At 57.5% G+C, this 24,106-nt stretch carries 16 protein-coding genes and 1 pseudogene; 4 read left to right on the forward strand and 13 right to left on the reverse strand.

The window, feature by feature from the left end:
* Nucleotides 1-293 precede the first annotated feature (293 nt).
* The 3 genes from BLM14_RS22085 to BLM14_RS22095 form a co-directional block, all read right to left on the reverse strand.
* Nucleotides 294-1,013 (reverse strand): SDR family NAD(P)-dependent oxidoreductase, encoded by a 720-nt coding sequence (locus tag BLM14_RS22085; protein ID WP_100001999.1) that lies wholly within the window; start codon nt 1,011-1,013, stop codon nt 294-296.
* Nucleotides 1,014-1,136: 123 nt separating this feature from the next.
* Nucleotides 1,137-1,565 (reverse strand): putative quinol monooxygenase, encoded by a 429-nt coding sequence (locus BLM14_RS22090; protein ID WP_100002000.1) that lies wholly within the window; start codon nt 1,563-1,565, stop codon nt 1,137-1,139.
* Between the two features lie 92 nt (nt 1,566-1,657).
* Nucleotides 1,658-2,512: a VOC family protein gene (locus BLM14_RS22095; protein ID WP_100002001.1), complete on the reverse strand. Its 855-nt coding sequence runs from the start codon at nt 2,510-2,512 to the stop codon at nt 1,658-1,660.
* Between the two features lie 248 nt (nt 2,513-2,760).
* On the opposite strand from BLM14_RS22095, the gene BLM14_RS22100 reads away from it, so the two are divergent.
* Complete coding sequence (locus BLM14_RS22100) at nt 2,761-3,903, forward strand: MFS transporter (RefSeq protein WP_100002002.1); 1,143 nt, start codon at nt 2,761-2,763, stop codon at nt 3,901-3,903.
* On the opposite strand, the gene BLM14_RS22105 is transcribed toward BLM14_RS22100, so the two are convergent.
* The gene (locus tag BLM14_RS22105; RefSeq protein WP_100002198.1) at nt 3,900-6,806 is read right to left on the reverse strand and encodes an ATP-binding protein; all 2,907 of its coding nucleotides are present in this window, start codon (nt 6,804-6,806) and stop codon (nt 3,900-3,902) included. The two genes, BLM14_RS22100 and BLM14_RS22105, sit on opposite strands and share 4 nt — an antisense overlap.
* Nucleotides 6,807-7,409: 603 nt before the next feature.
* Here BLM14_RS22105 and BLM14_RS32545 point away from each other — a divergent pair.
* Nucleotides 7,410-7,549, forward strand: a pseudogene (locus tag BLM14_RS32545) (alpha/beta fold hydrolase); the annotation flags it as partial.
* An 857-nt stretch (nt 7,550-8,406) separates the two neighbouring features.
* On the opposite strand, the gene BLM14_RS22120 reads toward BLM14_RS32545, so the two are convergent.
* From BLM14_RS22120 to BLM14_RS22155, 8 genes are all read right to left on the reverse strand, one after another.
* Nucleotides 8,407-9,117 carry a transcriptional regulator NanR gene (locus BLM14_RS22120; protein WP_100002004.1) on the reverse strand — a complete coding sequence of 237 codons (711 nt, stop codon included), beginning with the start codon at nt 9,115-9,117 and terminating at the stop codon, nt 8,407-8,409.
* 67 nt (nt 9,118-9,184) lie between these two features.
* A complete protein-coding gene (gene apnL / locus BLM14_RS22125; protein WP_237143584.1) occupies nt 9,185-11,053 on the reverse strand; it encodes a D-apionate lactonase in 1,869 nt (622 codons plus the stop codon).
* A 50-nt stretch (nt 11,054-11,103) separates the two neighbouring features.
* Entirely contained in the window at nt 11,104-12,132 is a 1,029-nt protein-coding gene (locus BLM14_RS22130; RefSeq protein WP_100002006.1) for a Gfo/Idh/MocA family protein, read from the reverse strand.
* A gap of 2 nt (nt 12,133-12,134) precedes the next feature.
* A complete protein-coding gene (locus BLM14_RS22135; protein WP_418314265.1) occupies nt 12,135-13,148 on the reverse strand; it encodes an ABC transporter permease in 1,014 nt (337 codons plus the stop codon).
* 50 nt (nt 13,149-13,198) lie between these two features.
* On the reverse strand, nt 13,199-14,749 hold the full coding sequence (locus tag BLM14_RS22140; RefSeq protein ID WP_100002008.1) for a sugar ABC transporter ATP-binding protein: 1,551 nt from the start codon (nt 14,747-14,749) through the stop codon (nt 13,199-13,201).
* Nucleotides 14,749-15,423, reverse strand: a complete 675-nt coding sequence (locus tag BLM14_RS22145) for a DUF2291 family protein (RefSeq protein WP_157929577.1) — start codon at nt 15,421-15,423, stop codon at nt 14,749-14,751. Before BLM14_RS22145 ends, BLM14_RS22140 begins: the two co-directional genes overlap by 1 nt.
* A 75-nt stretch (nt 15,424-15,498) precedes the next feature.
* A complete protein-coding gene (locus BLM14_RS22150) occupies nt 15,499-16,419 on the reverse strand; it encodes a D-ribose ABC transporter substrate-binding protein (RefSeq protein ID WP_418314267.1) in 921 nt (306 codons plus the stop codon).
* A gap of 107 nt (nt 16,420-16,526) precedes the next feature.
* Nucleotides 16,527-17,351 carry a phosphogluconate dehydrogenase C-terminal domain-containing protein gene (locus tag BLM14_RS22155; protein ID WP_100002011.1) on the reverse strand — a complete coding sequence of 275 codons (825 nt, stop codon included), beginning with the start codon at nt 17,349-17,351 and terminating at the stop codon, nt 16,527-16,529.
* 126 nt (nt 17,352-17,477) lie between these two features.
* On the opposite strand from BLM14_RS22155, the gene BLM14_RS22160 reads away from it, so the two are divergent.
* Nucleotides 17,478-18,734 carry a ribulose-bisphosphate carboxylase large subunit family protein gene (locus BLM14_RS22160; RefSeq protein ID WP_237143585.1) on the forward strand — a complete coding sequence of 419 codons (1,257 nt, stop codon included), beginning with the start codon at nt 17,478-17,480 and terminating at the stop codon, nt 18,732-18,734.
* Nucleotides 18,731-20,056: a four-carbon acid sugar kinase family protein gene (locus BLM14_RS22165; RefSeq protein ID WP_100002013.1), complete on the forward strand. Its 1,326-nt coding sequence runs from the start codon at nt 18,731-18,733 to the stop codon at nt 20,054-20,056. Before BLM14_RS22160 ends, BLM14_RS22165 begins: the two co-directional genes overlap by 4 nt.
* A 770-nt stretch (nt 20,057-20,826) precedes the next feature.
* Here the strand turns inward: BLM14_RS22165 and BLM14_RS22175 are convergent.
* Entirely contained in the window at nt 20,827-24,105 is a 3,279-nt protein-coding gene (locus BLM14_RS22175) for an ATP-binding protein (RefSeq protein WP_100002015.1), read from the reverse strand.
* Nucleotide 24,106: the final 1 nt, after the last annotated feature.

A 24,106-nucleotide genomic window follows, 5' to 3' on the forward strand; every position in this document is an offset into this window, starting at 1 on the left:
CCGTCGTCTTAGGCCGCTCCAGGATGGAATCATCGAGCTGGTGGCCGCTTTGCGCCGTCAATCCAGTCATTGGCGTTTGCGCTAACGGAATCGAAAGCAGACATTCACTGCTGACGCGCACGACTGCGCGTATGGATTCGTTCCCGACTCTTGCCCAAGACGCTCCCGAAAAATGGATGGAACAAGGATCCCAGGTCCGGATCAAGTTGTCTGACTGATCGCGGCGCACCGCTGCCGCTTCTTCTGCGGCTTGCAAGACAGAGCCGTCCGCGATGGCCCACATGTCTCTTGCGCTACTGGGCAAGATAACCGCCGTCGATGTTCAACTCGACGCCGGTCACGTAGCTTGCCTCCTCGGAAGCTAGATACAGGCAGCCATAGGCGATCTCGATCGACCTGCCACCGCGCTTCATCGGTGTTGCCGCGATGACAGCTTCATTGAGCTCTGGCGCCTGTGCATCCGTCAGCGGCGTGTGTACGAAGCCCGGATGCACGGAGTTGACCCGGATCCCGTCGGATACGTACGTCATGGCCGCGTTTTTCGACATGTTGCGGACAGCACCTTTGGTGGCATGGTAGGAATGCGCACCCGCAACCGCTGCACTGCCCCAGATCGAGGAGATGTTGACGATCGAACCCGCTTGCTGCTTGCGCATGACGCGAATTGCTTCCCGCATGCCGAGGAAGACACCAGTCTGGTCGACGGCGATCATCTTCAGCCAGTCCTTCATCTCCAGCTTGTCGAGCGGCTCGTAGGCGATAATGCCGGCATTGTGTACAAGCACGTCAAGTCGGCCATGTTTCCTGACGATTGCGGCAACGACCGTTGCCCATTGCTCTTCGCTGGTCACATCAAGCGTCATTGCTTCGACGGCGTCGGGATATAGTTTTTCGGACGGCTTGATGTCGCCGGCGACGACGATGGCACCCTCGCTATTGAACAAATCCGCGACTGCGAAACCGATACCACCTGCGGCTCCTGTGACCAATGCAACCTTGTCCTTGAGTCTCATCTCGCAGCTCTTTCTTGGCTTGATGGTGTCGTGTGCAAAAGCGGCGCCTGCGGCGCGGCGTGTTCTTCCCCGAGCAATCCGCGAGGCCCTCGTTCGCCGACGTCTAGTTTCGTGGGAAGTGTGCTAGTCGCCAGCCGGCGCGAGGATCTGCATTCGCATCACCTTCACTCCACCATCGGCGAGTTCGGGCAGCTTGGCAAACCACTCCTTCACATACGGCATGGCGTTATGAGCCTCAAAGTCGGCTTCGTTGGCGAATATCTCGTAGAAGATGAAGTGTCCGGGGGTCTCGCGGTTCTCCTGAAGAAAATAGACGATGTTTGCGGGATCGCTGCGGACAAGGTCAATGAGAGGAAGCGTGACGGCCCGTAATTCGGCCTCCTTGCCCGGTTTGGCACGGACCTCGGCAACAACCGAATAGGCCCCACTTGCAATTTTGGCATAGCCCTGGCCCGGGCCTTCCTGTGCGAGCGCGTCCGTTTGGAGAACGGGTCCCGCGAGCAGGCCCCCGAGCAGAATAGCCGAAGCTTGCAGCCGCAGCGTTGTGATCATGTCGTTTCTCCTTATCTTGCCAAGCGCGGGAAGATGGCCCGCTGGCCAAATCCGGGTGCCGGCTTGCAAAGTGATGCTGATGCCTTTTGCGCTTACTTCGCGCTCGCAAGTTGCAGGTGCGCCGCCAATGCATCGGCAAACCGCTTTTTCACGGGTCCAAGCGCCTTCACGAACTCCAGTTGTTCCCCCTCCGGGCCCTTGCAATAGATCAGTTCCCAGCCGTCTGATGGCGCAACGGTCACTTTGTTGGTGTTGGCGCTCTGGGGGGCCGCCTTTCGTTCGTCTTCTGTCGAAACACGTATGATGCGATTTGCCCGCACCTGCGTCATGCCACGCCGCGCGGACTCCGCCTCGAGATCGGCGATAAACTGATTGAAGTCGACTTCATCCCGGACATAGAAGCAGATGTGCATCATTCGCGGAAAAGCCGGGCTCATGTGCTCCACAGGTTCCGCGAACGCCTTGGGACCACCCATCGGTTGGTCCGCATCGCGATATTGCAGGAGCTCAATGACGACGTTGTCGAACTGGATGAACCGCACATCGAGGCGTTGGGCGCCGTCCCTGAGGTCAGGCACGCCGATCGTCCGCGGATTGACGCCGAGCTGATTGGCCAGGATTTCCTGGTCGGCGAGCAGTGTGTTCTGGACCGCGTCGCCTTGAAAGTCGCCGTGGCGGAAGACTTCCGTCCCACCGAGTACGGCCGTGTAGAACTCGAACGCGCGTTCCATGTCCTGCACGGTCAAGCCGAAATGCTGTACGCCCTGGAGCCGGCCACCGAGCGAATTTGAATCGCGGGTTGCGACGGGCGTTTCTTGCGCGGACACAGTTGCGTTGACCGAAAGGGCGCCGGTAATTCCGCCGATTGCAACGCCTCCGGCGGCGCGAAGGATGGCACGGCGCTTCGGGTCGTCTGGTTGGGTATCTGGCCTTTGCTCGCGAGACATCGTTGCCTCCTGTTGTTCGCGGGGTGACTGCCCGAATATTAGCGCTCCAGCACTTGCGAGGGGCGTTAAGATCTGGGAAATTTGGTGAACCGAGCAGTGATCCGGTCAGTACGATACCTGCAACCTGGTATCTTCCTGCGAAGCGGACCGCGGCCCCGGACCGGCGCCAACAAAGGCTCATAAGGGATATGGACATAACGGCGGGGCGGACCAGACGGATTGCAATCGTGCTGGGTGCAGGCGCGGGAATGTATTTCAGCATCGGGATCGTGCTGATCTATGGCTTCAGCGTTTTCATCGTGCCAATCACCGAGGATACTGGATGGGATCGGACCGTGGTGGCCGCCGTCGTCGCACCGATAGCCATCGTAAACGGTCTTATGTCGCCTGTAGTAGGGGCGTTGACGGATCGGTTCGGCCCGCGCCGGGTGCTTGGCATATCGTCCGTGTCGATGGCGATCGGCCTGATCGGGGTCGGCATTGCGTCGCAGAATTTGACCACATTCATCGTGGCCGTCGCCGTGGCAAGCCTTATGGGTGCCGCGCAGACCGGCGTGCCCTACACCTATGTGGTGGTCGGATGGTTCTCCGCGCGACGCGGTCTCGCACTGGGTGTCATGCTTTCCTTCGTGGGGCTTGGGATCGCAACGGTTCCTCCGTTCCTTGCATTCCTGATTTCCGAGTGGGGCTGGCGCTTTGCCTTCATGGCAGCCGGTCTGATATCGATGGCGGTCACGCTTCCCGTCGCGCTTTTCGTTATTCGTGATCCACCCGTGCTTCAGCGACCCGACCGCGCAGGGGGCGAGGGCCACACTGTTCGCCAGGCGGTGGAGACGGCAAGCTTCTGGTTGATGCTGGGCGCATTCTTTCTCAACTACTTCGCCGCTGCAGCCGGGTCTATTTCGCTCCCTGTCGTGCTGGCGGATCGCGGAGCGGATCCGGCAATGGCGGCCTTGGTCATGAGCCTTGTGGGGTTGTCCTTCATTGTCATGCGTCTCGGCTTCGGGGCACTGCTCGATCGATTTCCCCCGGTCCCGTTGACCAGCCTGGCTTTTCTGTCGCCCGTTGTCGGTCATTTCATTCTGCTGAATTCCGAAGGTCTGATCCCGGTCTATGTCAGCGCCGTCTTCTTCGGCCTCGCCACCGGAGCAGAGGGCGACGCGATCGGTTACCTGCTGTCGAAACGCTTCGGAATGCGAAGCTTCGGCAAGCTCTTCGGCATCAACTACATGGCTTTGACCATGGGCGCTGGACTTGGCCCGGCATCGCTGCACATCATGGCCGCCGAAGGTACGCGCTACGTCGAGGCCTTCTCAATCTTCGCGGGCATTGCCGCGATCGCTCCGATCCTTCTCATGTTGGATCGCCGTACGCGAGCGCTAACGCGCTAGGAATTCGGATGTGTATGCCCGTCGCGACGAGCCTGACGAGCAGCGCTTTTGCTCCCCTTGCCAGCATGCCCCAGGGTATCGAGGAGTCCGCGCGCCCTCACCAGATCGCGGGTGGTGAGCCCTTCGCCGAAGCGTCGATAAATCGGTGCCAGAAGTTCGCCAACCCTTTCGCTTTGTCCCGACTGAGCCCAATGCTCGGCGAGAGCCGTTGCGGCGCGCAACTCCCATGACAGTGCACCTTGGCGGTGCGCGAGGTCGAGCGACTGAAAATAAAGGGCTTCTGCGGCTTTTACCGTCCGGTTGGCGCTTTCCTTGCCCAACAAAACCGCCTTTATGCGCAGCAGTTCTGGCATGCACCAAATTTCGCCGGTCGATGCCGAAAGCGCGACTGCCTCGCCGATCGCGGTCTGCCCTGCATCAACGTCCCCATGATCCCCCAGACCCGCAGCGTAAACGCCGATATAGAAAGGGCAGCGCATGCGGAAACCTACCACAAGAAGCTCATCGAGCGCGCCTCTCAACATCGCCAGTCCAGACGGATCACCGCTTTGCAGCAGCCACTCTGCGCGCAGGCAGCGGCTCATGGCACTCCAAATCGACATCGCGTGCTCCGCGACATGGGCTTCGATGCCAACAAGCAGGCGCTCCGCGGCAGCAAGGTCTCCCGTCAACAGCGCAATGGGGCAGGTCGTGTGGACGATGGCATTGCAGAGCGCGAGGGCGTGCTGCGCGGCCCGTGCCTCTTCTAATTGACGCTGCGCCATGGCAACCGCCTTGTCGGGATGCCCCTGCAGCCAGGTGACGTTCGCAAGGGTGCCCCTTGCCGCAGATCGTGGGTCCAACTGGAAACGCGCAATGTCGGAGCGGGTCACGGGAGGGACATATCGGGAGATCATGCGTTCGAGGTGACGCCGTGCCTCGGCAAGCTCTCCCAAGTAGCGCAGAGCGGTTCCAGTCTGCCTATGGACATTGTTGCGTGCATCCAGATCGCCGCGGTCGGTTGCCAGCTTTCTTATCCGATCCGCCATCCCCAGGGCCGATTGGTGATCGCCCGTCCAGGTGAAATAGTCGCACAATCCCCACAGGCACCTGAGCATGTATTCGGTGTCGTTGAGCACTTTGGCGGAGCCGAGGGCTGTGGTCCAGGCGGTCTTGACTTCGGGTAGCGGGCCGCGGGTGTGAAGCAGCGCCGTGCCATAGGCAAGCTGCAGCTTCATGTCGTCGCTCGCACTACGGAAATCGGCAAAACAACGACTGAGAGCGAGTTCTACGCCGGTGCGGCACTCCTCCAAGAGCGATAGATGTTCCCAAAACGGGAGAGCCGCTACCGTGAGCGCTACGCCGACGGCAATGTTGCGGTTCCCGGAGAAAGCCCAGCCCAAAGCACTGCGGATATCGTCCATCTTTCGGCCGTACTCGGCGAGCCAGTGGGCCGTCGGCCGGATTTTCCATTCGGCCTCGGCGCGTTTGGCCAGTTCGAGGAGATGTTCGGCGTGGCGCTGGCGCAGGCTGTTGCTTTCGCCGCTTTCGGCAAGTTTCTGCAGCGCATATTTGCGGGTTGTGTCGAGCAATCTGTAGTGCGTCCCGAGCTCTCCTCTCTCCGTCGATATAAGCGACTTCGCAACGAGGTTCGCGACACCGTAAATGCATTCGGAGCGGGCACGACCCTTGTCGACTGCAACGGCGCAGGCCGATTCGAGACTGAAGGCGCCTGCAAAGACCGAGAGGCGTCGCAGCAGGACGCGCTCAGGCTCGGCGAGCAGGCCATAGCTCCAGTCCAGCGTTGCAGCCAAGGTGTGGTGGCGAGGATCGCCACACCGCCTATCGCTCAACACATGAGATTGATCGGCGAGAAGGTCGAGGAGTTCGCGTGTACTGAACGCATCCAGTCGCGGCGCGGCGAGTTCGATCGCGAGTGCCAGCCCATCGAGCCTGCGGCAGATCTCAGCAACGACTGGCGCGTTCCCGTCGCTGAGCTCGAACTCGCCGCGGCTTCCGGCCGCGCGCTCGACGAAGAGCTCGACCGCTGGGAACGCCAAAGCCTGGGCTGCGGAAAGTTCGGACACGTCGGGTGGTGTTTCGAGAGGCGGCAGGCGATAGACCTGTTCTCCGAGAACCCGCATGGGTTCACGGCTCGTGGCGAGAATCCGTACCCTTGCGGCGGCGGCTAGAAGCGTTTCTGCGCAGGAGGCCACCGCTTCGATGACGTGCTCACAATTGTCGAGCACAAGCATGAATTGCCGGTCGGTTGCGAAAGCGGCGACCGCAGCCTTGATATTCGCCGAGTGGACCCTCAACCCCATCGCCGTGGCGATCGACGTTGGTACGAGAGTTGCTTCGTTGAGGGTCGCCAGATCAACGAACCAGATGCCATGGTCATAGGCTGCACTCAGTTGATCAGCGATTGCGAGAGCGAGCCTCGTCTTGCCGACGCCGCCCGGGCCAACAATCGTCAACAGACGCGATACCTCAAGTGCGCACCGGATTGCATCAACAGCATCGCTTCTTCCCACCAAACGGGTCGTTGAAACAGGCAGATTATGCGTGCGCTCATCCTGAGACTTCGCCGTGAGGGAGGTGTCACTCTGACCCGCAATACGCACGGGAAAGACGAACCGATAACCCCTGCCGCTCACCGTCGCTATATACTGCGTGCCGTCTGGAGCATCGCCCAGCGCCCGGCGAAGAGCGGCAACGTTCACCTTGAGATTGCTTTCCTCGACGAAGGTATCCGGCCAGACGCGCGACACAAGCTCAGCCTTGCCCACCAGTTCGCCGGGACGCTCGATCAGCGCCGCCAAAATTTCCAGTGCGCGGCTACCGACACGAACGGCCGTCTGGTCCCGCGTCAGCGACTGCCGCTCTGGTACAAGGACATACGGGCCAAAGGAGTAGGAAAGCACGATCGAAGCTCCTGAATACGTGAACGATCGCTTCATAAGACCGCTCACAGCCCCAGGACAATAACCAATATCACATGTGAAATACATCGCAGATCGATCGACAAGAGCAGCCGACGTGCAGGCTGCGGGGTCCGCTCTGGGGCCTGTGACAGCAGTGCTGAATGTCTTCTTGAAGCACCGAAGGTACAAGTCCCCATGCCATCAGCCAGAGCTCAGAACCTGGGACCATTGCGCCTTCCCGGAAATTATTTCCGCTGCCGGTCCGAAGATTATGTTCCCACCTCCAATCAACGGCAGTTCTGCGCCTTCGTTGCAGTCCTAGAGATGTTTGGTTCTTTCTGGAAAGCCCGACATGTTAGGAGCTTAGGGAAGGCGCGATGCACCTTGCAGCATTCGCACCGGCGTGCCTGACCGCCATTAACGGAGGCGCGCCTGGATAGTGGGGACGCTAGCGAGCCGTCTGCGCGCGGAGGCGGGGCCCGATCCAGTCGAGGAAGCAACGCACCTTCAGCGGCAGGGGATCGGCTGGAACTGTCCGCAGCACATCACGCCGCGCTTCACGCAGGCTGAGCTAGAGCGTTGGCGAACTCAACCAAAACAACCATTGGGGATGGAATTGACATCATAAACAGCATCAAAACGAAAGACGGCGCGCAGATTTTCTACAAGGATTGGGGCACCGGACAGCCGATGGTGTCCGTCATGGGGGGCCGCTGAACGGCGACGATTGGGATAACCAGATGCGCCATCGGGACGCCCCTCGAGGCGTCCCCGGCGCGAATCCCTGGACAGAATTCCGAACCCGCAGGAGACAGCAATGTCGCAATGGCGGCTTTCGAAAGTCGCGGCACCGAAAGCCGCTGGTCCGCTTGCGGCCCCATCTCGGTCATTGATGGCATTAGTTCAGTTGCCGCAATGACGGGTAGATGATGCATATCCATGGCTCATTGGAAAACTCACTTCAAATGCCCGCCTTGAACGGTTTCGAACCGGCGTCCCCTCAAAGGATAAGGAACTATCGTCTCAAATGCGGCGCAAATTTCGGGTTCTTTAAGAACAAGTGGACAACCTGCAATTGATCAATTGGCTATCTTTCAGTTTAGTCCGCATCCTGCAGCCAGCCTGAAGCTTCTCTTGGCGCGGTAGTAATCACGTAGTGCGGAAATGGTATTCAGCCATGGAGCCACAGCTGCGGAAGAATTCCGGCGTCATGGCGAAAGACGATGATAGACGATCAGCGACAAAATCGCTATCTCGCCCGGTATTCTGCGATCTGCAGAATCCGCTGCAGACAGGCACGAGGAATTTCATCGTTGCCCGACTTGTCGGTTCTTGCGCCAGGGTCAATAGGTCCAGTTTAATGGCCTGTCTGACCAGCCGCACGGGTATCGGCATGCAGCTTTTGTCGGCACGGCGTGACGCATATGATGCTGTCCGCATGACCTTCAACCATTTTGACTATCGGGCTCTCGCGCACGCATGCGCCAGAGCGGAATACATGTTCAGGGCAAAGGGTAAATCGGCCCAGTTGGCAACCCGCAAATAGCGCCCAAAGTCTACAGTTTCGCTGCCAAGATAGGGCAGTGTGCAGCGAACGCTCTCAGCGTTTCACCGCGTACAAGCCCCTCGAACGCTCAATATGAATGACCATGGCACGTTCCGCCGCGTCCGGATCGCGAGCTTTTATGCAATCGAGAATGGCGGCATGCTCCTGCAGGGTTACATTTTCCTTCCCTGTCCAGATCAACATTTCAATGTGGTATTCGAACAGCCATTTCAGGAGCGATTCGCTTAAAGCCTCAAGGATTGGATTGCCGGAAATGGATGCAATCTTGCGGTGGAATGCGATGTCGTCATCAATGAAGAGTTCGGAATTGCCGTAGTGACTTTTCTGACTTGTAAGGATTGTCTCAAGTGCATCGATATCAGCGGTCGTGGCCCGTTCGGCCGCAATGCGAACCAGACCGCGCTCGTAAAAAAGCCGAGTACCTTTCAGGTGTTCAAGCGATTCCGGCGACGTAAGCATCAGCATGCGGGCAACAACATCGATCTGCTTGAACATCGTTCGCGGCGTCAGAGCGCTGACCTTGGCACGCTCTCCATGCGAAATCGAGATCAGCCCAATATTGTGTAAGCTTTGCATAGCTTCGCGGATCGCGGGCCTGCCGACGCCGAACCGTTCCATGAGATCCCGTTCAGAAGGCATCTCGTCGCCAGGACCAACTTCGCCGCTCGCGATGAGGTCGTGCAATCGATCGAAAACTTCATCGGAAAGCTTTCTTCTGACGATTCGATCATCGAGATTTTTCATGAATCAAAGGACTCCCGAAACCTTCATTTTCAACCATCAATCCAATGCCACACTGTCTTGTGTGTCGTTAAACATTATAGCGCAGGAGTGCCACCGCATAGGGTTTCAATTGAAGCTCAAACTGCCGTTTGCCAACAGACGATTCCTTTGTGATCCGGGCCCCAGGAAAACTATCCTCATCGATCATTATAATTGTCCGTGCGCCCTTTGGGGACCCTGGATCAAGTGTCACAGTAAGCAGGTCCGCGGTAATGTTGGAAAGGAGGACGCTTGGTCGTCCCGCACGCTCGCAGCACGCTAACGACAATATTTTCGCCTGATCCTCGGAGCAGCTTTCAATCACCGATTGCCCGGCCAGCTTACTCAGCTGTCTGACGAGGTGGAATGCAGGATATCTCTCGTCTGCACCGCCAAGAAGTCCGGCCGGGCCCAACAGGCTAGCAGGAACAAACGAGGAAATGTCGTGTTCGGCAACGCGGGCTGCATAACCAGCCATAAACGAAGCGGCAAATAGCCCACGCTGCCGCGGGTCCATCTTGGCCATTGTCTTGCGTGCATTTGAATTATCGAAGACCCGCGAACCATAAGGATTTTGGCGCATTGGAATGTATGACGGGCCCAGGCGATAGGTGCGATCGTTACCCATGATCTGCGCTGCGGAGCGAAAGATGAACGGCAACGCTTCAAGCGTCTGCATGACGCTGGTGTCGTCTGCTGCATGGACGATGGGATTTGTGCCGTGGGTGACAAAGTCAAGCAACGCCACCGGGGGCCGTTTGCGATTGAGTTCGGTGAAATAGCTCACCATACCCCCACCAATTGCGAGACCGGGAAGGGCCTCGCGGGCAGACCTGTAGATGTCGGACAGTGGTGGACATTCCGGCCAAGTACTTCCTGGTGGCGTCGACTGACGATCGACAGATGGGCACACAACCATCGCGTCCAGTCGAAGTCCGGATCGCTGGATTTTCGTCGCAAGCGCGCGAAATTCACCATTCAAATCGCCATCAGCAACGGCGACATATTCAAGCCTGACCGGGCATTTGCTCCGACTTTGCAACTTGGCATACCCGTTCAGTTCATCTTGGCCGTGGCCTGCCGTTGCGTCGAGATGACAAAGGAGAAAACCTGGCGCGATGTCTTCCAGTGCGGCATAGTGATCAAGCGTTTCCTGCAACGCATCGGGCATTATCAGCAGTCCCGTTTCTGCAAACTTGCGGCCCGTTGGCCTGTTGGAAACGCGCACCCGGACGAAATTCGCGCTGTTGGCACGGCTCGTCGACGATGGTGAAACTTTGAGCACGAGTTCAACCGTCTGAGTATTGGCAGTGGCAGCCGGCATGATGTACGGCCAAGGTAAGGCGAGCGGACGGGCGTAGGTTTTGTAAGAGGCGTCCGACCAGTTGCGCTGATCTTCCATCTCAAACTCATCGCCAACAAATCGACAGGTAGCCTCTATTCCCTCGCCCGGAGTGTGCGTCAACGAACGGATCGATTTGAACGGCTGCCAGGGTTCGATCAGATCAGGAAAGACTGCATCTTCTTTGGTGCCGTCACAATGCTCGACGGTGACGGATTTTCCGGCAACGCCAACAATCGGGTGTAGCACGCAAAACCCACAGCGATTGGTCTCGAAGTCGCACTCTGGCATCGCGGTTACCGAGAAATTCAGCGTCCCGTCGGCGTGACCTCGAATTGCCGCCGTGTAATTCAAACCTTCACCGCAGCGGGCCGCGTACCGCACCTCAAAATGCTCAGCCTGCCTATCAACGGTCAATCCGCTTATAGCCGGATCAAAGGTGCCCCAGCCACTGTCGCGAACGACATAGGCGATGGCACGCAGGATTTCGTGTCCCTTAAAACGGATGGCTCTCAAGTTCCCTTGTGCGAACTCAACCTCCAGGTCCCCTGCGTTTAATCGCTGCACGTCGGCCACTGGTGCATCTGTTCCAAACAGTCTGACTGAACGGGATGGGCCTGCTGTCGTCATGCCACAGCTTTCACGTCGACCGACGCAAGATTACCGGCGGCCGACTTATATGCGGCGGCCACCAGAGCCATGGTTTTCAAATTATCCTGCCCGGACGTTTCCGGAGCGAGTTGAGAAGCAAGGCACGCCACCCAGTGTTGTTGAATGTTGTAGACACTTTCCTGAATATTGTGCCATGGCCTGCTGGCCCAATCGTGCAGGACTGGAGCAACCGTTTGTTTCTCGGTAACGCCATTACTGTGTATTGTCAGTTCGTAGTTTGCCGACAACCTGATCGTACCGCGGCTGCCGTCGATTTCCAGCAATGTCTGCGGGAAAAGCTCTTCTTCCAACGACGTTGCATAGCTGCAGTCGCAAATGCTGTTCACACCGCTTTCGTGAACCATTAGCATGGTGGCGACATCCTCGCCCCTGATCCTGGGATTGATTCTCCTTGTCGCCGCTGACAAATGGCTGACGTCCCCAAACAGGAAGCGGGCAATATCGAGGATATGAATACCGAGGTCCTCGATAATGAACCGGTCTGATGTGGCAAGATATGGTTGGCCCGAGAATACGTCATAGGCCGAGCGGAAGGATACCCTACCCCAGAACACTTCGCCGATGCGGTCGCTATCAAGAAGCGCACGAACGGCGCGAAGCGGTGCTTGCCAGCGGAAATTCTCGTGCACCATCAAAGGCACACCGGCAAGCCGGCATGCATCGACCATGGCCCTGGCATCGATGAGGTTTTCGGCGAAGGGTTTCTGGCATATGACTGGAAGCCCAGCGCTTGCGGCCAATTCGACCAGAGGCCTGTGTGTTTTAACAGTCGTTGCTATATCGACGAAGTTGAGGGATTCCCGCGCGATCATTTGTGCCGCATCGGTATAGAGTCGCGAAACCCCAAACTTGTCCCCTGCTTCCTTCAGCCTGGCTTCGTCGCGATCACAAAGAGCTGTGATGGTAACGCCGTCAATTTCCTGCCAGGCATGCAGATGATTATGAGCAAAAAAGCCGCAACCAATCAGGCCCCCTTTCAACATTTTTAACCTCCAATCGCCGCTTGCTGCTGCAGGGCCAGCTTTTGTTGCAATCTTCGCTGGAACTGGTCAACAACAACGGCGGCAATAATCACCAGGCCCTTGATGACAATTTGCCAGAACGAGCTGACGCCCATCATTACAAGACCATCGGAGAGAATTCCGATGACGAATGCGCCGACGATTGTGCCGCCGATCCTGCCGCGACCGCCAGACATTGAGGTGCCGCCAAGGACAGCCGCAGCGATCGCGTTAAGTTCGAAGCTTTCGCCTGTTGCTGGGTGAGCCGCCACCAGTTCGGAGGAAATGATCAGGCCGACGATCGCTGCACAAAAGCCTGAGAACATATAGACGAACATCTTCACGCGATTGACGCGCACGCCTGACAAAGCCGCTGCCCGTTCGTTGCCGCCGACAGCATAGATGAAGCGCCCGAGCGGCGTACGCATGGCAATATAGGCCGCGGCGCATCCAATAATCACGAGCAGCCAGATTGATACAGGAATACCGAGGATCAGCCCCGATCCGAGAAAGGGAAATCCTGTCGTTCCAAGCTCGGCATTGCCTACAAGGTTTGGAAACGTACGCCCGTCGGACGACAGAAGCGCAAGGCCCCGTGCCACATAAAGGGTGCCAAGTGTTGCGATGAATGGTGCGACATTCAACCGGGTTATGAGAAATCCGTTGAGTGCTCCGATCAACACCCCTACGGCCAATGTGATCAGAACGACCTCGATAACATTGAAATAGACAGTATAACCGATCGGGCCAAGATTGAGCCCATTCATGATCAGTCCGCCTGCAACCATCCCACACAGACCAACGATCGATCCAACGGAAAGATCAATTCCCCCGGTGATGATGACGAATGTCATGCCGATCGCAAGGAATGCGTTGAGCGCCACGTGTTTCGACATGATCACCATGTTGGCAGTGCTCAGGAAATTCGGCGCGGCAAATGAGAAAAAAATCAGAACAAGAAACAGGGCGATGAAGGTGCGCATATGAAGGAGCGCCATCACAGCGGAACTTGAATTCAATCCGGGTGCCTGCTTGGCGATGGTAGCGCTCATGATCGAGCCTCCACTGTTTGATTGTTTACGTCGTGCCCGATGCTCGATGCTGCGACCACAGCCTCTTCCGTGGCTTCCTCGCGCTCAAAATCACCGGTGATCCGGCCTTTCGACATAACGATGATACGGTCCGACAACGCCATGACCTCTTCGAGATCGGAGGTGACGAACAGAATTCCGAGCCCATCGGCCGCAAGCTTGCGCATGGTGCGGAACACCTCCGCTTTGGCGCCAATGTCGATACCCCTGCTCGGTTCGTCCATGAGCAGCACTTTGGGATCGGTCATCAATGCCTTGCCGATGACCACCTTCTGCTGGTTTCCGCCCGACAGCGACGCCACCTCGTTTTCCGGATTCGCAATCTTGATGGCAAGACTGCGAATATAGCTTGCAACTGCGGAGCGTTCTTTCTTGCGGTCGATCTGCACGCCTCGCACGTAATTCCAAAGACTTGCCAAGGTCATATTATCGCTGACTGACATGATCTGGATCAGACCCTCGGCCTTGCGGTCCTCGGGTATGAGCGCAAGACCGCCATTCATCCGCTCAAGAACATCTGCTTTTGGCAATGCTTTATTGTCGACCGTAATCGTGCCGCCCGCATGCCTGTGACGGCCGATGATGCAGTCGAACAATTCTGTTCGCCCCGCGCCCATGAGGCCATAGATGCCGATGATTTCACCCGCCCGTAGCGAAAGCGAGACATGGTCGACGGTATAACCGCCACCTTGCCTGGGGAGGGTAACATCCTCAATACGCAGGATCTCTTTGCCGTATTTGTGCTCAGCCGTCTTGGCGTAGTCTTTGGAGGACGCCCCGATCATGCTGCGGACGATCCACGGAACATCGACATCCTTCATCGATCTTGAGCCGGTAATACTCCCGTCCCGGAGGACGGTGATGAAGTCGCCGATGCGGACCAGTTCCTCAAGGCGATGCGAAATGTAAACGATGGCGACCCCTTGGGCTTTCAGTTCGGCAATGACGCGGAACAGGATTTCGACCTCCGTGGCGCTTAATGCGGATGTCGGCTCGTCCATGATGAGGATCCTTGCGTCCTGGGACAAAGCCTTGGCGATCTCGACGATCTGTTGCTGGCCGATCCGCAGCTCTCCGACAGGCCGGTCAACCGGAATGTCGTGTTCCAGGCGGCGCATCAGCGCTCGGGACTTTTCTTCCTGCGCTTTGCGGTCGATATCCACACGAAAGCGGCATTGCTCTCGCGTGATGAAAATATTCTCTGCAACAGTCATATTCGGGAACAGGTTGAGTTCCTGGAAGACAATGCCAATGCCGTTTTCAATAGCGTCCTTGGTGCTGGTCAGGCGCACCGGTTCGCCGCCCAGCAGGATGGTTCCCTCCGTGGGTTGTTCAACGCCGGCGATAATCTTCATGAGGGTGGATTTGCCAGCACCATTTTCGCCGACAAGTACGTTCACAGCGCCCTTGCGAACGTCGAAATCCACAGACTTGAGCGCAACCGTTCCAGGGTAAACCTTGGTTGCGCCCCGGACGCTGAGTACGACATCCTGGTCAACAGAGCTCATTACTGACCACCTGTGACTGTAAGGTCAGACGGCGTGATCAGGATTTCTGCGCCCGTGGTCGGGGTAACGAAAGCGCCAGTCAGGCTCACCTGCTTTCCGATGAGATTTTCGCGGTCGAGTTTCGAAAGCTTGCTCTCGAAGACGTGGTTGTTCAGCGCACGTCCAACATTGGCGTATTCGATCTGGTTCTTGAAGGCGCTAAACGGGATGAAGGGGAGTACATCGCGCAAGGCGGTGCCGCGGATAACCGGACCAAGCTGCACCTTGGCGTCACTCTTGCCATCTGCGTTGGTGTCGAGCGTTATATAGGCAGCTCTCGATTTGGTATTGGCTTCAAGCACCTTGCCGTCGAGTTTGACGATGAAGCTATATGGATTTTGTGCGGGATTTTCGCTGTATCCATATTGGGGGCCAGCAGCTTTCGCATCGCGTGCCAAGGCTGATTGAACCTCGTCGAATGGACGAGTCTTTTCATGTATGAATGGCTCGATCTTGGACGACCATATGTCGGATACGACCTTGTCCGCATTGAAGTCGGACGAGTCGAAGAATATTTCGATCTGCCCGGATGCCTTGGCATTTGTCACTTCATTCTTCTTGAGCTTGCAGCCGGATAGGCCAAGCACCGCGCCGGCAATTGAGACGGCGACAAGCACATTCATTCTGATTGTCATCAATTTCACCCGCGAGCATCCAGTTTGAGAAAGACTGAAGGGCATGACGGGTTTACCCCGTCATGCCCTTTCTGCTCATTCCTTCAGTGCAAATGTTTCAAGATTTTTAGCATTGTCAGCGGTGATCAGAACGCAATCCATCAACTGCTTTTCTTCCTCACCTGTCGAGCCGGTCTTGATAAACTTGTCTGCTTGCTCGACAGCAATTTCGGCCTGACGATATGCTGGCTGCAGAACCGTACCCTTGATACCGCCCTCGAGAATGGAATCGCGCACGTCGTTACTACCGTCGAAGCCAACCAGGATGACATCGGTCCGGTTGGCCGCCTTAAGGGCTGCCCAAGCGCCCATGGCCATGGTGTCATTGCCGGAAATTACGCCCTTAATATCCGGGTTGGCCTGAAGGATCGATTGCATCTTGGCAAAGGCTTCCGTCTGGCTCCAGTTCGCCGACTGGCGCGAAACCATCTTCAACTCAGGATACTGATCGATGACGTCGTGATAGCCCTTGGAGCGAATGCCGGCATTGATATCAGCTTCACGCCCGACGAGTTCGACATAGGTGCCCTTTTCGCCCATCTGCTCGACGAAGAATTCAGCGCCGAGCGTCGCACCTTGATAATTATTGGAAACAATCTGCGAGACCGCAATTCCTGTCGCGTTGATCTCACGATCAATGAGGAAGGAAGGAATCTTGGCGTCCTTGGCTTTCTGGACTGCAGCGACAGAAGCGTCGGAACCCGCATTGTCGAGGACGATGGCCTTCGCGCCACGTGCGATCGCCGTATCCACCAGCTCGTTCTGCTTGTTGGCATCATCGTCATGAACGAGCACGATCGTCTCGTAACCCAATGCCTCAGCACGCGCCTTTGCACCTTCCGCTTCCGATTTGAAGAACGGATTATCGTGTGACGGCGTGATGATGGCCATCAGATCAGCCGCACTGGCAATGACAGGTGATGCCGCCAAGAGCGCAGTTGTCGCAGTCGCGAGCATTAGTTGCTTCAAGAATGTCATGGTTTCTCCTCCCGAGTGACATAATTAACGATTGTTATTTCCAGGTGGTCTCTTCTGTCCTCCAACAGAGCTGCGCGGTCGGCAGATCAGGTGATGCGCCGAATGCTTTCCGTGATCTCGTCGTGATTAAATACGTCCAGCCAGTCCGGCTGCATGATCCGGGGTTTGCCATTCTCGATGGCTTTGTTGCAGGCGTCCGAGAAGACACCTTCCACCTCGCCCATGATGACCGCACCAAGGATGTTCATATGGCCGAGCAGAAAATCACGGGCCGCGACCGGATCGACACCCCTGCGCACAACTTCATCCAGCGCGTCTTTCATGGCGACAAGCAAGGAAGCACAGACAGTTTCTGAAAGACCAGGTTCCAGCAGCGCCATCTGCTCGACTGTAACCCGGTGGGATCGAAGGATGGGCTTGTAGATCAGCTTGGCCACTTCCTCGCCTCGGGCGAAGTGCTCCTCAGGCCCTTGCATCAGCGCGCTGACAATCGACTGTGCGGCGGCCACACCACCGAAAAAATCACGCTTGGCAGATAGATCTGTCTCATCGTTGAAGATTGGCGGATGGCAGGGATGTGTGACGAAATACGTAATGTCGTCGCGCTTCGGCAGATGCCCGGCGAACGGCGCTGCGGCATCGAGAATGACAATCATCGCCCCCGCTTCAACCTTGTCGACGATCTGGTGGGACACCGCCCGGATTGCCGTATCGGGTACCGCGAGAATAACGATCTGAGCTCCCTTCATGCCCTCGTCCGGCGTTACGCAATCAACCCCGATTGTGTCCTTAAGTCGGGCTTTGGCGGCCTCGTTGACTTCGACATGAGCCACTTCAAATCGCGATCCTTTGAGGTTTTTCGCGAGCCGCGTGCCCATTTTTCCGCCGGCACCGAGAAGTGCAATTTTCATGAAGAACCCTCCCTTGGATTGTGTTGTGGAATTTGTCGAGAAGAAATCATGTTGTCAACTGGTATAATGAGTTGATCAGGTAATATTCTTCCTGTTATGTGTTTTGGCAATCGACGGGAGGAAAATGTGGACAGGATTTACGCTGAGTATGATCTCGAGACACCGGGCGATCTGACCGACACGGCGGCCATCATCGCTGGCGAACAATCTTCAGGCACGTTCATGAAGCTTGCAGGCGAGACTGAGGCCCTTAAGGAGGCATTTGGTGCTCGCATCGAATCTATTGTTGAGACTGGGCAGTTCGATAAGCCATCCCTCCCGTGCAAAATCGATGGAACGAAGTATACCCGCGGCAAAATTCGCCTTTCCTGGTCGCTGGCGAACATGGGCATATCACTGCCAAATGTCCTGGCGACCGTCGCCGGCAATCTCTTCGAATTGCGCGAGGTATCTGCACTTCGCCTTCTTGATGTCGAGTTCCCCCAAGAGTTCGCTCAAAAATATGCCGGCCCGCAGGCGGGGATCGCCGGGACGCGTTTGCTCACTGGCGTGTCCTCGGGACCATTGATCGGCACAATCATCAAGCCGAGCGTCGGCTTGAGTCCTGCGGATACGGCCAGCCTGGTCTTGGAACTTGCCGAGGGCGGAATTGACTTTCTGAAAGATGATGAACTGCAGGCCAATGGTCCACACTGTCCCATCGCCGACCGGGTCCAGGCTGTCATGACGGTTCTCAATCGTTTCGCGGACAGCACGGGCAAGAAGCCGATGTACGCTTTCAACATCACGGGCGAGATGGATGAGATGAAGCGAAATGCCGATCTCGTGCGGGACGCCGGCGGCACCTGCGTGATGGTTGGCATTCACAGTGTTGGCCTGCCTTGCGTGACAGAGTTACGACGCCATACAGACTTACCGATTCACGGGCATCGCAACGGCTGGGGCCTGTTTTCGCGCTCGCCCGATATTGGCATCAGTTTCATCGCTTGGCAGAAATTCTGGAGGATCGCTGGCGTTGATCACCTTCATGTCAACGGTCTGCGCAACAAATTCAGCGAAGATGGTGCATCGTCCATCGCATCGGCGCGTCAATGCCTCACTCCGCTTTTCCGCGGCGCCAAGGATTTCCGGGTGATGCCGGTATTTTCATCGGGGCAGTCGGCCGAGCAGGTCGAGGACACCTACAAAGCGCTTGATTCAACCGATCTGATCTATTGTGCCGGCGGCGGAATAATGGGCCACCCGCAAGGGTTGGCCGGGGGCATTAGCAGTTTGCGCGAAGCATGGCAGGCGGCTGTCGCGGGCGTTAGTCTTGAAGCCTATTCGGCGACACACCCTGCCCTGCGCGCCGCAGTTGAAACCTTTCGGCCGCGTTTCTCATGACTGTAAAGCCGCAGATCACCTTTTACGGCGACGACTTCACGGGCTCAACCGATGCAATGGAAGCTTTGAGCTCAAACGGCATTGAGACGGTTCTTTTCACGGAAATTCCGGATGAGACGCGGCTGAAGGTCTTCAACAATATGGCCGCGATCGGACTGGCGGGAACAAGCCGCAGTCAAACACTTGATTGGATGGACCGTGAGCTGCCGAGGATATTCGCGTGGCTCAGCTCACTGGAAGCGCCGATCTGTCACTACAAAGTGTGCTCGACGTTCGACAGCTCCCCGGAACAGGGTTCGATCGGCCGCGCCATCGACATCGGCCTTCAAACGTTCGAACAGGACGTCACCCCTTTGATTATCGGGGTGCCGCAACTTGGGCGCTATACGATGTTCGGGGAACTATACGCGCGGTTTCGCGACGAAGTTTTCAGGATAGACAGGCATCCAGTGATGAGCCGCCACCCCGCGACGCCGATGCATGAAGCCGATCTGCGCAGACACCTGGCAGAGCAGACACAGGCGCCGATAGGACTTGTCGATCTTCCATCGTTACTTGCAGGCAAAGGTGCCATGGCATTCCGCAATGCGCTGCATGAGTTCCACAAAGTCGTCATGATCGATGTCGCCGATCTGCTGAGCCAGCGTCTCGCGGGTGAACTCGTCAACATGCATCTTGGCGAAGCAGGACCACTCATATTCGGATCGTCCGGTGTCGAGTACGCCTATATTGAAACGTTGCGCGCCAGGGGCAAACTTCCGCAGCCAGCGCCACCAGTTCCATTGGCCGCCGAAGATAGGATTGCGGTGGTGTCTGGAAGCTGCTCACCAACCACGGAAACACAGATCAGATACGCCAGCCAAAACGGTTTCGAACCGGTCCAGGTCAATTTTGAGGCGCTGGCGACAGGGGTCGGGTCGGGGCAAGCTGAGACGGAAGTTACCGATCGCGCCACGACGGTCCTGAAATCCGGTAGGAGTCCCCTGCTCTTCACCTCACTTGGAACGCCGTCATCTCGACCAGCAGGCAGTTCGAACGAAAATGATCGGGTCGGTCGACGCCTTGGTGCCATATTGAACCGTCTTGCGAACGAAAACGATCTCAAAAGGGTGATCGTCGCAGGCGGCGACACGTCAAGTCACGCCTTGAAGGAACTCAGGATCGGGGCGTTGACTCTTCGCCACCCAATTCCTCAATCGCCAGGTTCCCCCGTCTGTATGGGGCACAGATTTGACGGATCAGCACCCTTGGAACTTGTTCTCAAGGGTGGCCAGATCGGCCAGGAGGATTTCCTCGTACGCATCCGCGACGGCGCGCTCTAAAGGGTTGCGTCGCAAACGTTGATGATAAGCGCGATGAGAATAGCAAACTTTTTGTCGGATTTCGGACCGGAATTCCCGACCTCAAGATTATCGCCGTGGAACGGACAACGCGCCGTGTCTTGGATAAGATGGATCATCTGGAACGGGCCGCAGTCAATCGGCAGTGATCTCGTTGATCCGTAAAGGTGCTCAGGCAAGACACGCCATGGCTCACCACATCAACCCGTTCAATCTCATAAACCGCCAGAAACCCTTCGTTTGAAAATGCCGATAAGAGCTGTTTTTTTGATGCATCCGATTGGTGCCGGAAATTCTACAATCGCTCTTTAAAGCATATCGGAATGGGTGATTTCATTGGCCGGCTGCCGGGAATCGACCTAGAGACCACTTTTTCGGCTACTCTCGTCACGCGTTTGGACGATGATCCCTTTGAATCCAGCCGCCGCGAGGTGTGGCGTATGTATTCTGGATCGGCGAAGCCGCAAGGGCTCTCGTTGACAGCCGCCTGCGGAGAGCGGAAAGCAATCTAACTCGTTACCTGAAGCGAACGCCCAGCAACTAAACGCCAGCCTGCATTAGGCCGTCAACTCATAAATCGAGGCTGACAAGACATGTCCGAGTTTCCGGTCTCGGTCGAAACGGGACGCTCCGTCACTACGCGGGATGTCGCCGATGCGCCCACAACGTACGTGACGGGCAGGTAGAACGTGGGCGCTGGCTGGAATGCATGCATACGCGCGACATTTTCTGTCGGCGTGAGATTGATGAGGTCATTGAAGAAGGGCGCTTTGGGTTTCTTCGACCCAGCCATCCGCTTCCATCTCTTTGAAAAGCTGTAGGGCGCTGTGTAGAAATTCCTCGGCTTTGTCTCCGTCAATCGCGCGTTCAAATCTACCGTAGGCAAGCAGGCTCTGGGCGAGCTCTGGCCTGGACTGGATTGCTTGAAGAATATCAATACTTCGACGAAACAGCTCGTCTGCCGATTGGCGATCGCCCTGGGCCTCGTAGGCTTGGCCGAGCGCGCGGTGGGCAGCGCCGATCTCAAGCCTTGCCGTTACGCGCTCCGCGAGATTCAACGCACGTTTCGCAGACTGCAACCCCGCTGCGGCGTCGCCCTCGGCGATGTGCAACTGGCTCAGGGCTATGTGCGGATAAATTTTGCAGTAGTCGTCATCCATGCGGCGCGCCGCCGTCTTCATCGCCGGCTCCAAAAGGGCCCTAGCATCGGAAATTCGGTTTAGCTTCAAACAGGCGATGGCCCCCCAACCCGAAGCCCACAAAACGACACTCCATCGTCCGTTTTCCCACGCTGTCGATAAGTTCAGCTCGACAACCCGGACTACGCGGTGCCAAAGCCCCTTATAAAACCAAGGCTCGGCTTCCATTGCCAACCACGAGCGCACCTGCAGGTCGTGGGTTGACGCTGCAATTCCTCGGGCCATTGCTGCGAACTCCAGCGACCGCTCCAGCCTGCCCGCGCGGGCATTGTAGCAGCGACCCGCGCCTGCAACGAAATCACCAAGCTGTTCTAGGTCCCCAACGTGCTTGCAGAGCTCGACGGCCTTTTCGATCTTACCGAGCGATTCTTCGAGCCGGCCGGTATTACCCAGGAAATAGGCGTAACGGCGCGCGACCTGGGCCTGAAGCTCCGCGTCTGCGACACTAGCACGCCGCTCTGCGGTCGCCAGCAAAGACTCCTCCCGCCAAGCCATTCCCTTGAACGACTCCAGGCGTGCCAAAGCCGGGACATTTCCCTCAGCGAGTTCAATTGCCTTGTTGATCCGGTGAAGCGCTTCAGCGCGCTCTCCTTCAGTCGCGTATCCCTCCCCGCCGCTTGCGATTTGGGCCAGGACGGTTTGGAGGTAGGCTTGCCGGTACTCCGCGGTGTCGGGAAGGTGTTCCAAGGCATAGATGGCGCGCCGGTAATGCTGCGCCGCCTCCCAATCAGCAGAGCGGCTTTCGGCTTTCGCCCCAGCGCGAAGCCGGCAGTTCAGGGCGTCTTGCCAGATATTCGCACATTCGTAGTGATGCGCTAGCAATGACGGCTCATCACTCGACGACTGCTCTAGCGCACCAGCAATGCGCCTGTGCAGTTCTCTTCTAGTATCGCGGAGCAGGCTGCTGTAGGCCGCATCCTGAAGAAGGGCGTGCTTGAAGACGTAACCCGGTCCCGAGGCGGTTTGGCGGGAGACCAGCAAGCCGGCACCCACCAACGTGTCCAGAGCATTCTGAAGCGCAGCTCCGTCCAGATCGCACACGCGCTCCAGGAGCTCGATCGTGAACTCGCGACCGATCGCTGCTGCGGTCTGAATCACCTGCTTTCCGGTGAGGAGCCGGTCGAGCCGGGCCATAAATAGGTCCTGAAGAGATGCGGGTACTTCGAGCTTCAACTCACCCGTGGCGCTTGCTTGGTTTTCTTGTGCCTCGATGAGGGTCCGAGCCATCTCCTCAAGAAAAAGCGGGACGCCATCGCTCCGATTCACGATCTCTTCGAGAATGTGAGCGGGCAGCAAGGCCGCATCTGTCACGGAATTTAGCATTTTCTCGCACTCACGCTTACTCATGCGATTCAACATCAGCGTCGTGACGTGAGGCTGATCCGACCACGCGACGCGGATCCCAGGGCGTGAGGTGACCAGCAGCAGGACCGGCAGGGTCTCCACCCTGTCGACGAGTCTGTTCAGAAATTCGAGCGTCGACGGGTCGCACCAGTGCAAGTCTTCGAAGACGAGAACCGCGGGCCCGTTTGCGCAGGATTCCTCCACAACGCCTGTAAGCACCTCAAAGGTTCGCTCCGCCTGTTGGACCGGATCGAGTCCCGACAGACCCTTTCCTCCATTCAACGGTATTGAGAGGAAGGTAGCCAGAATCGACAATTGCTCCTCGGCAGCGGATATCGGCAGTATCGCCGCAAGCCTTCTCAGCTTTTCGCCAGGATCGAGGTCGGGTCGAATGTCGGCTGCCTGCTCAAGTTGCATGGCCAGAGGGTGAAACGCTCGGTCCGTGTGAGAGGGCGAGCACTGGTATGTCAGGCGCGTATGGGGCCGGTCGAGCAGCCTGGCCCGCAAGGCCTCGCAAAGCCGAGACTTGCCGATGCCGGGCTCGCCCGAAATGAGGACGACCTGGCCTTCTCCAGCCTCTGCCTGCTGAAATCGTTTCGTAAGCAGTTCCACCTCATCGTCGCGCCCGATCAGCGGCGTACGAAGTCCGCCGTGCAGCGCCTCAAAGCGCGTCTCCTTGGGCTCATAGCCGGTCACGCACCAAGCGCGCACGGGCTCCGCAAATCCCTTCAAGGACTGCTCGCCAAGCTCGGTTGTCTTGAACAGATTGCCGAGCAGCTTCCGCGTGCTCGACGCGACCACCACAGTCCCGGGCTCCGCGACGCTTTGCAGGCGCGCCGCCAGATTCGGCGTTTCGCCGACCACAGCTTGCTCACGTGCCGTACCTGCGCCGCTCGTTTCACCGACCATTACAAGGCCGGTCGCGATGCCGACACGAGCTGCAAGGGGCCGTCCTATTGCGGTGTCCGACGTTGCGACTGCCGATGTCAGCTCGAGACCCGCCTGGACGGCGCGCTCCGCATCATCCTCATGGGCGCGCGGCCAGCCAAAATAGACCAGGACCCCATCGCCCATAAACTTGGCGATGTGCCCATTCCATCGCGCGACGGTTTTCGCGCAGCTTTCGTGATACACACGGATCACGTTGGCCACGTCCTCGGGGTCGAATTCCACCGAGAGAGGCGTCGAACCCACAAGGTCACAGAACATCACCGTGAGCTGGCGGCGTTCGGCTGACACTTCCTCCGGGGACCTAGCACGTGCGACGGGTTCCGCGACAACTTCCTCATGCCGCGCATTGTGGGTCCGTGAAAGGACGGCGATCGCATCGAGAAGCCTCCGGCGATCGCCGACCGTGGCAACGCCCATCTCCTTGAGGTCCTCCCCCGTTAAGCTTGGCAGCACATCGCGATCGATTTTGTTCCTGGCGAACGCTTCCGCGTACTCCCCAAAACCTTGGCCCTCCAGCCACTCGGCGATATCGCGCATG

The organism is Phyllobacterium zundukense (genome assembly GCF_002764115.1).
GTDB lineage: Bacteria > Pseudomonadota > Alphaproteobacteria > Rhizobiales > Rhizobiaceae > Phyllobacterium > Phyllobacterium zundukense.

Excerpts from the sequence above, each read along its gene's own strand:
- BLM14_RS22085 (WP_100001999.1), bottom strand. The coding sequence starts at position 1,013 with ATGAGACTCAAGGACAAGGTTGCATTGGTCACAGGAGCCGCAGGTGGT.
- BLM14_RS22090 (WP_100002000.1), bottom strand. The coding sequence starts at position 1,565 with ATGATCACAACGCTGCGGCTGCAAGCTTCGGCTATTCTGCTCGGGGGC.
- BLM14_RS22095 (WP_100002001.1), bottom strand. The coding sequence starts at position 2,512 with ATGTCTCGCGAGCAAAGGCCAGATACCCAACCAGACGACCCGAAGCGC.
- BLM14_RS22100 (WP_100002002.1), top strand. The coding sequence starts at position 2,761 with ATGTATTTCAGCATCGGGATCGTGCTGATCTATGGCTTCAGCGTTTTC.
- BLM14_RS22120 (WP_100002004.1), bottom strand. The coding sequence starts at position 9,117 with ATGAAAAATCTCGATGATCGAATCGTCAGAAGAAAGCTTTCCGATGAA.
- BLM14_RS22130 (WP_100002006.1), bottom strand. The coding sequence starts at position 12,132 with ATGTTGAAAGGGGGCCTGATTGGTTGCGGCTTTTTTGCTCATAATCAT.
- BLM14_RS22135 (WP_418314265.1), bottom strand. The coding sequence starts at position 13,148 with ATGGCGCTCCTTCATATGCGCACCTTCATCGCCCTGTTTCTTGTTCTG.
- BLM14_RS22140 (WP_100002008.1), bottom strand. The coding sequence starts at position 14,749 with ATGAGCTCTGTTGACCAGGATGTCGTACTCAGCGTCCGGGGCGCAACC.
- BLM14_RS22145 (WP_157929577.1), bottom strand. The coding sequence starts at position 15,423 with ATGACAATCAGAATGAATGTGCTTGTCGCCGTCTCAATTGCCGGCGCG.
- BLM14_RS22150 (WP_418314267.1), bottom strand. The coding sequence starts at position 16,419 with ATGCTCGCGACTGCGACAACTGCGCTCTTGGCGGCATCACCTGTCATT.
- BLM14_RS22155 (WP_100002011.1), bottom strand. The coding sequence starts at position 17,351 with ATGAAAATTGCACTTCTCGGTGCCGGCGGAAAAATGGGCACGCGGCTC.
- BLM14_RS22165 (WP_100002013.1), top strand. The coding sequence starts at position 18,731 with ATGACTGTAAAGCCGCAGATCACCTTTTACGGCGACGACTTCACGGGC.
- BLM14_RS22175 (WP_100002015.1), bottom strand. The coding sequence starts at position 24,105 with ATGCGCGATATCGCCGAGTGGCTGGAGGGCCAAGGTTTTGGGGAGTAC.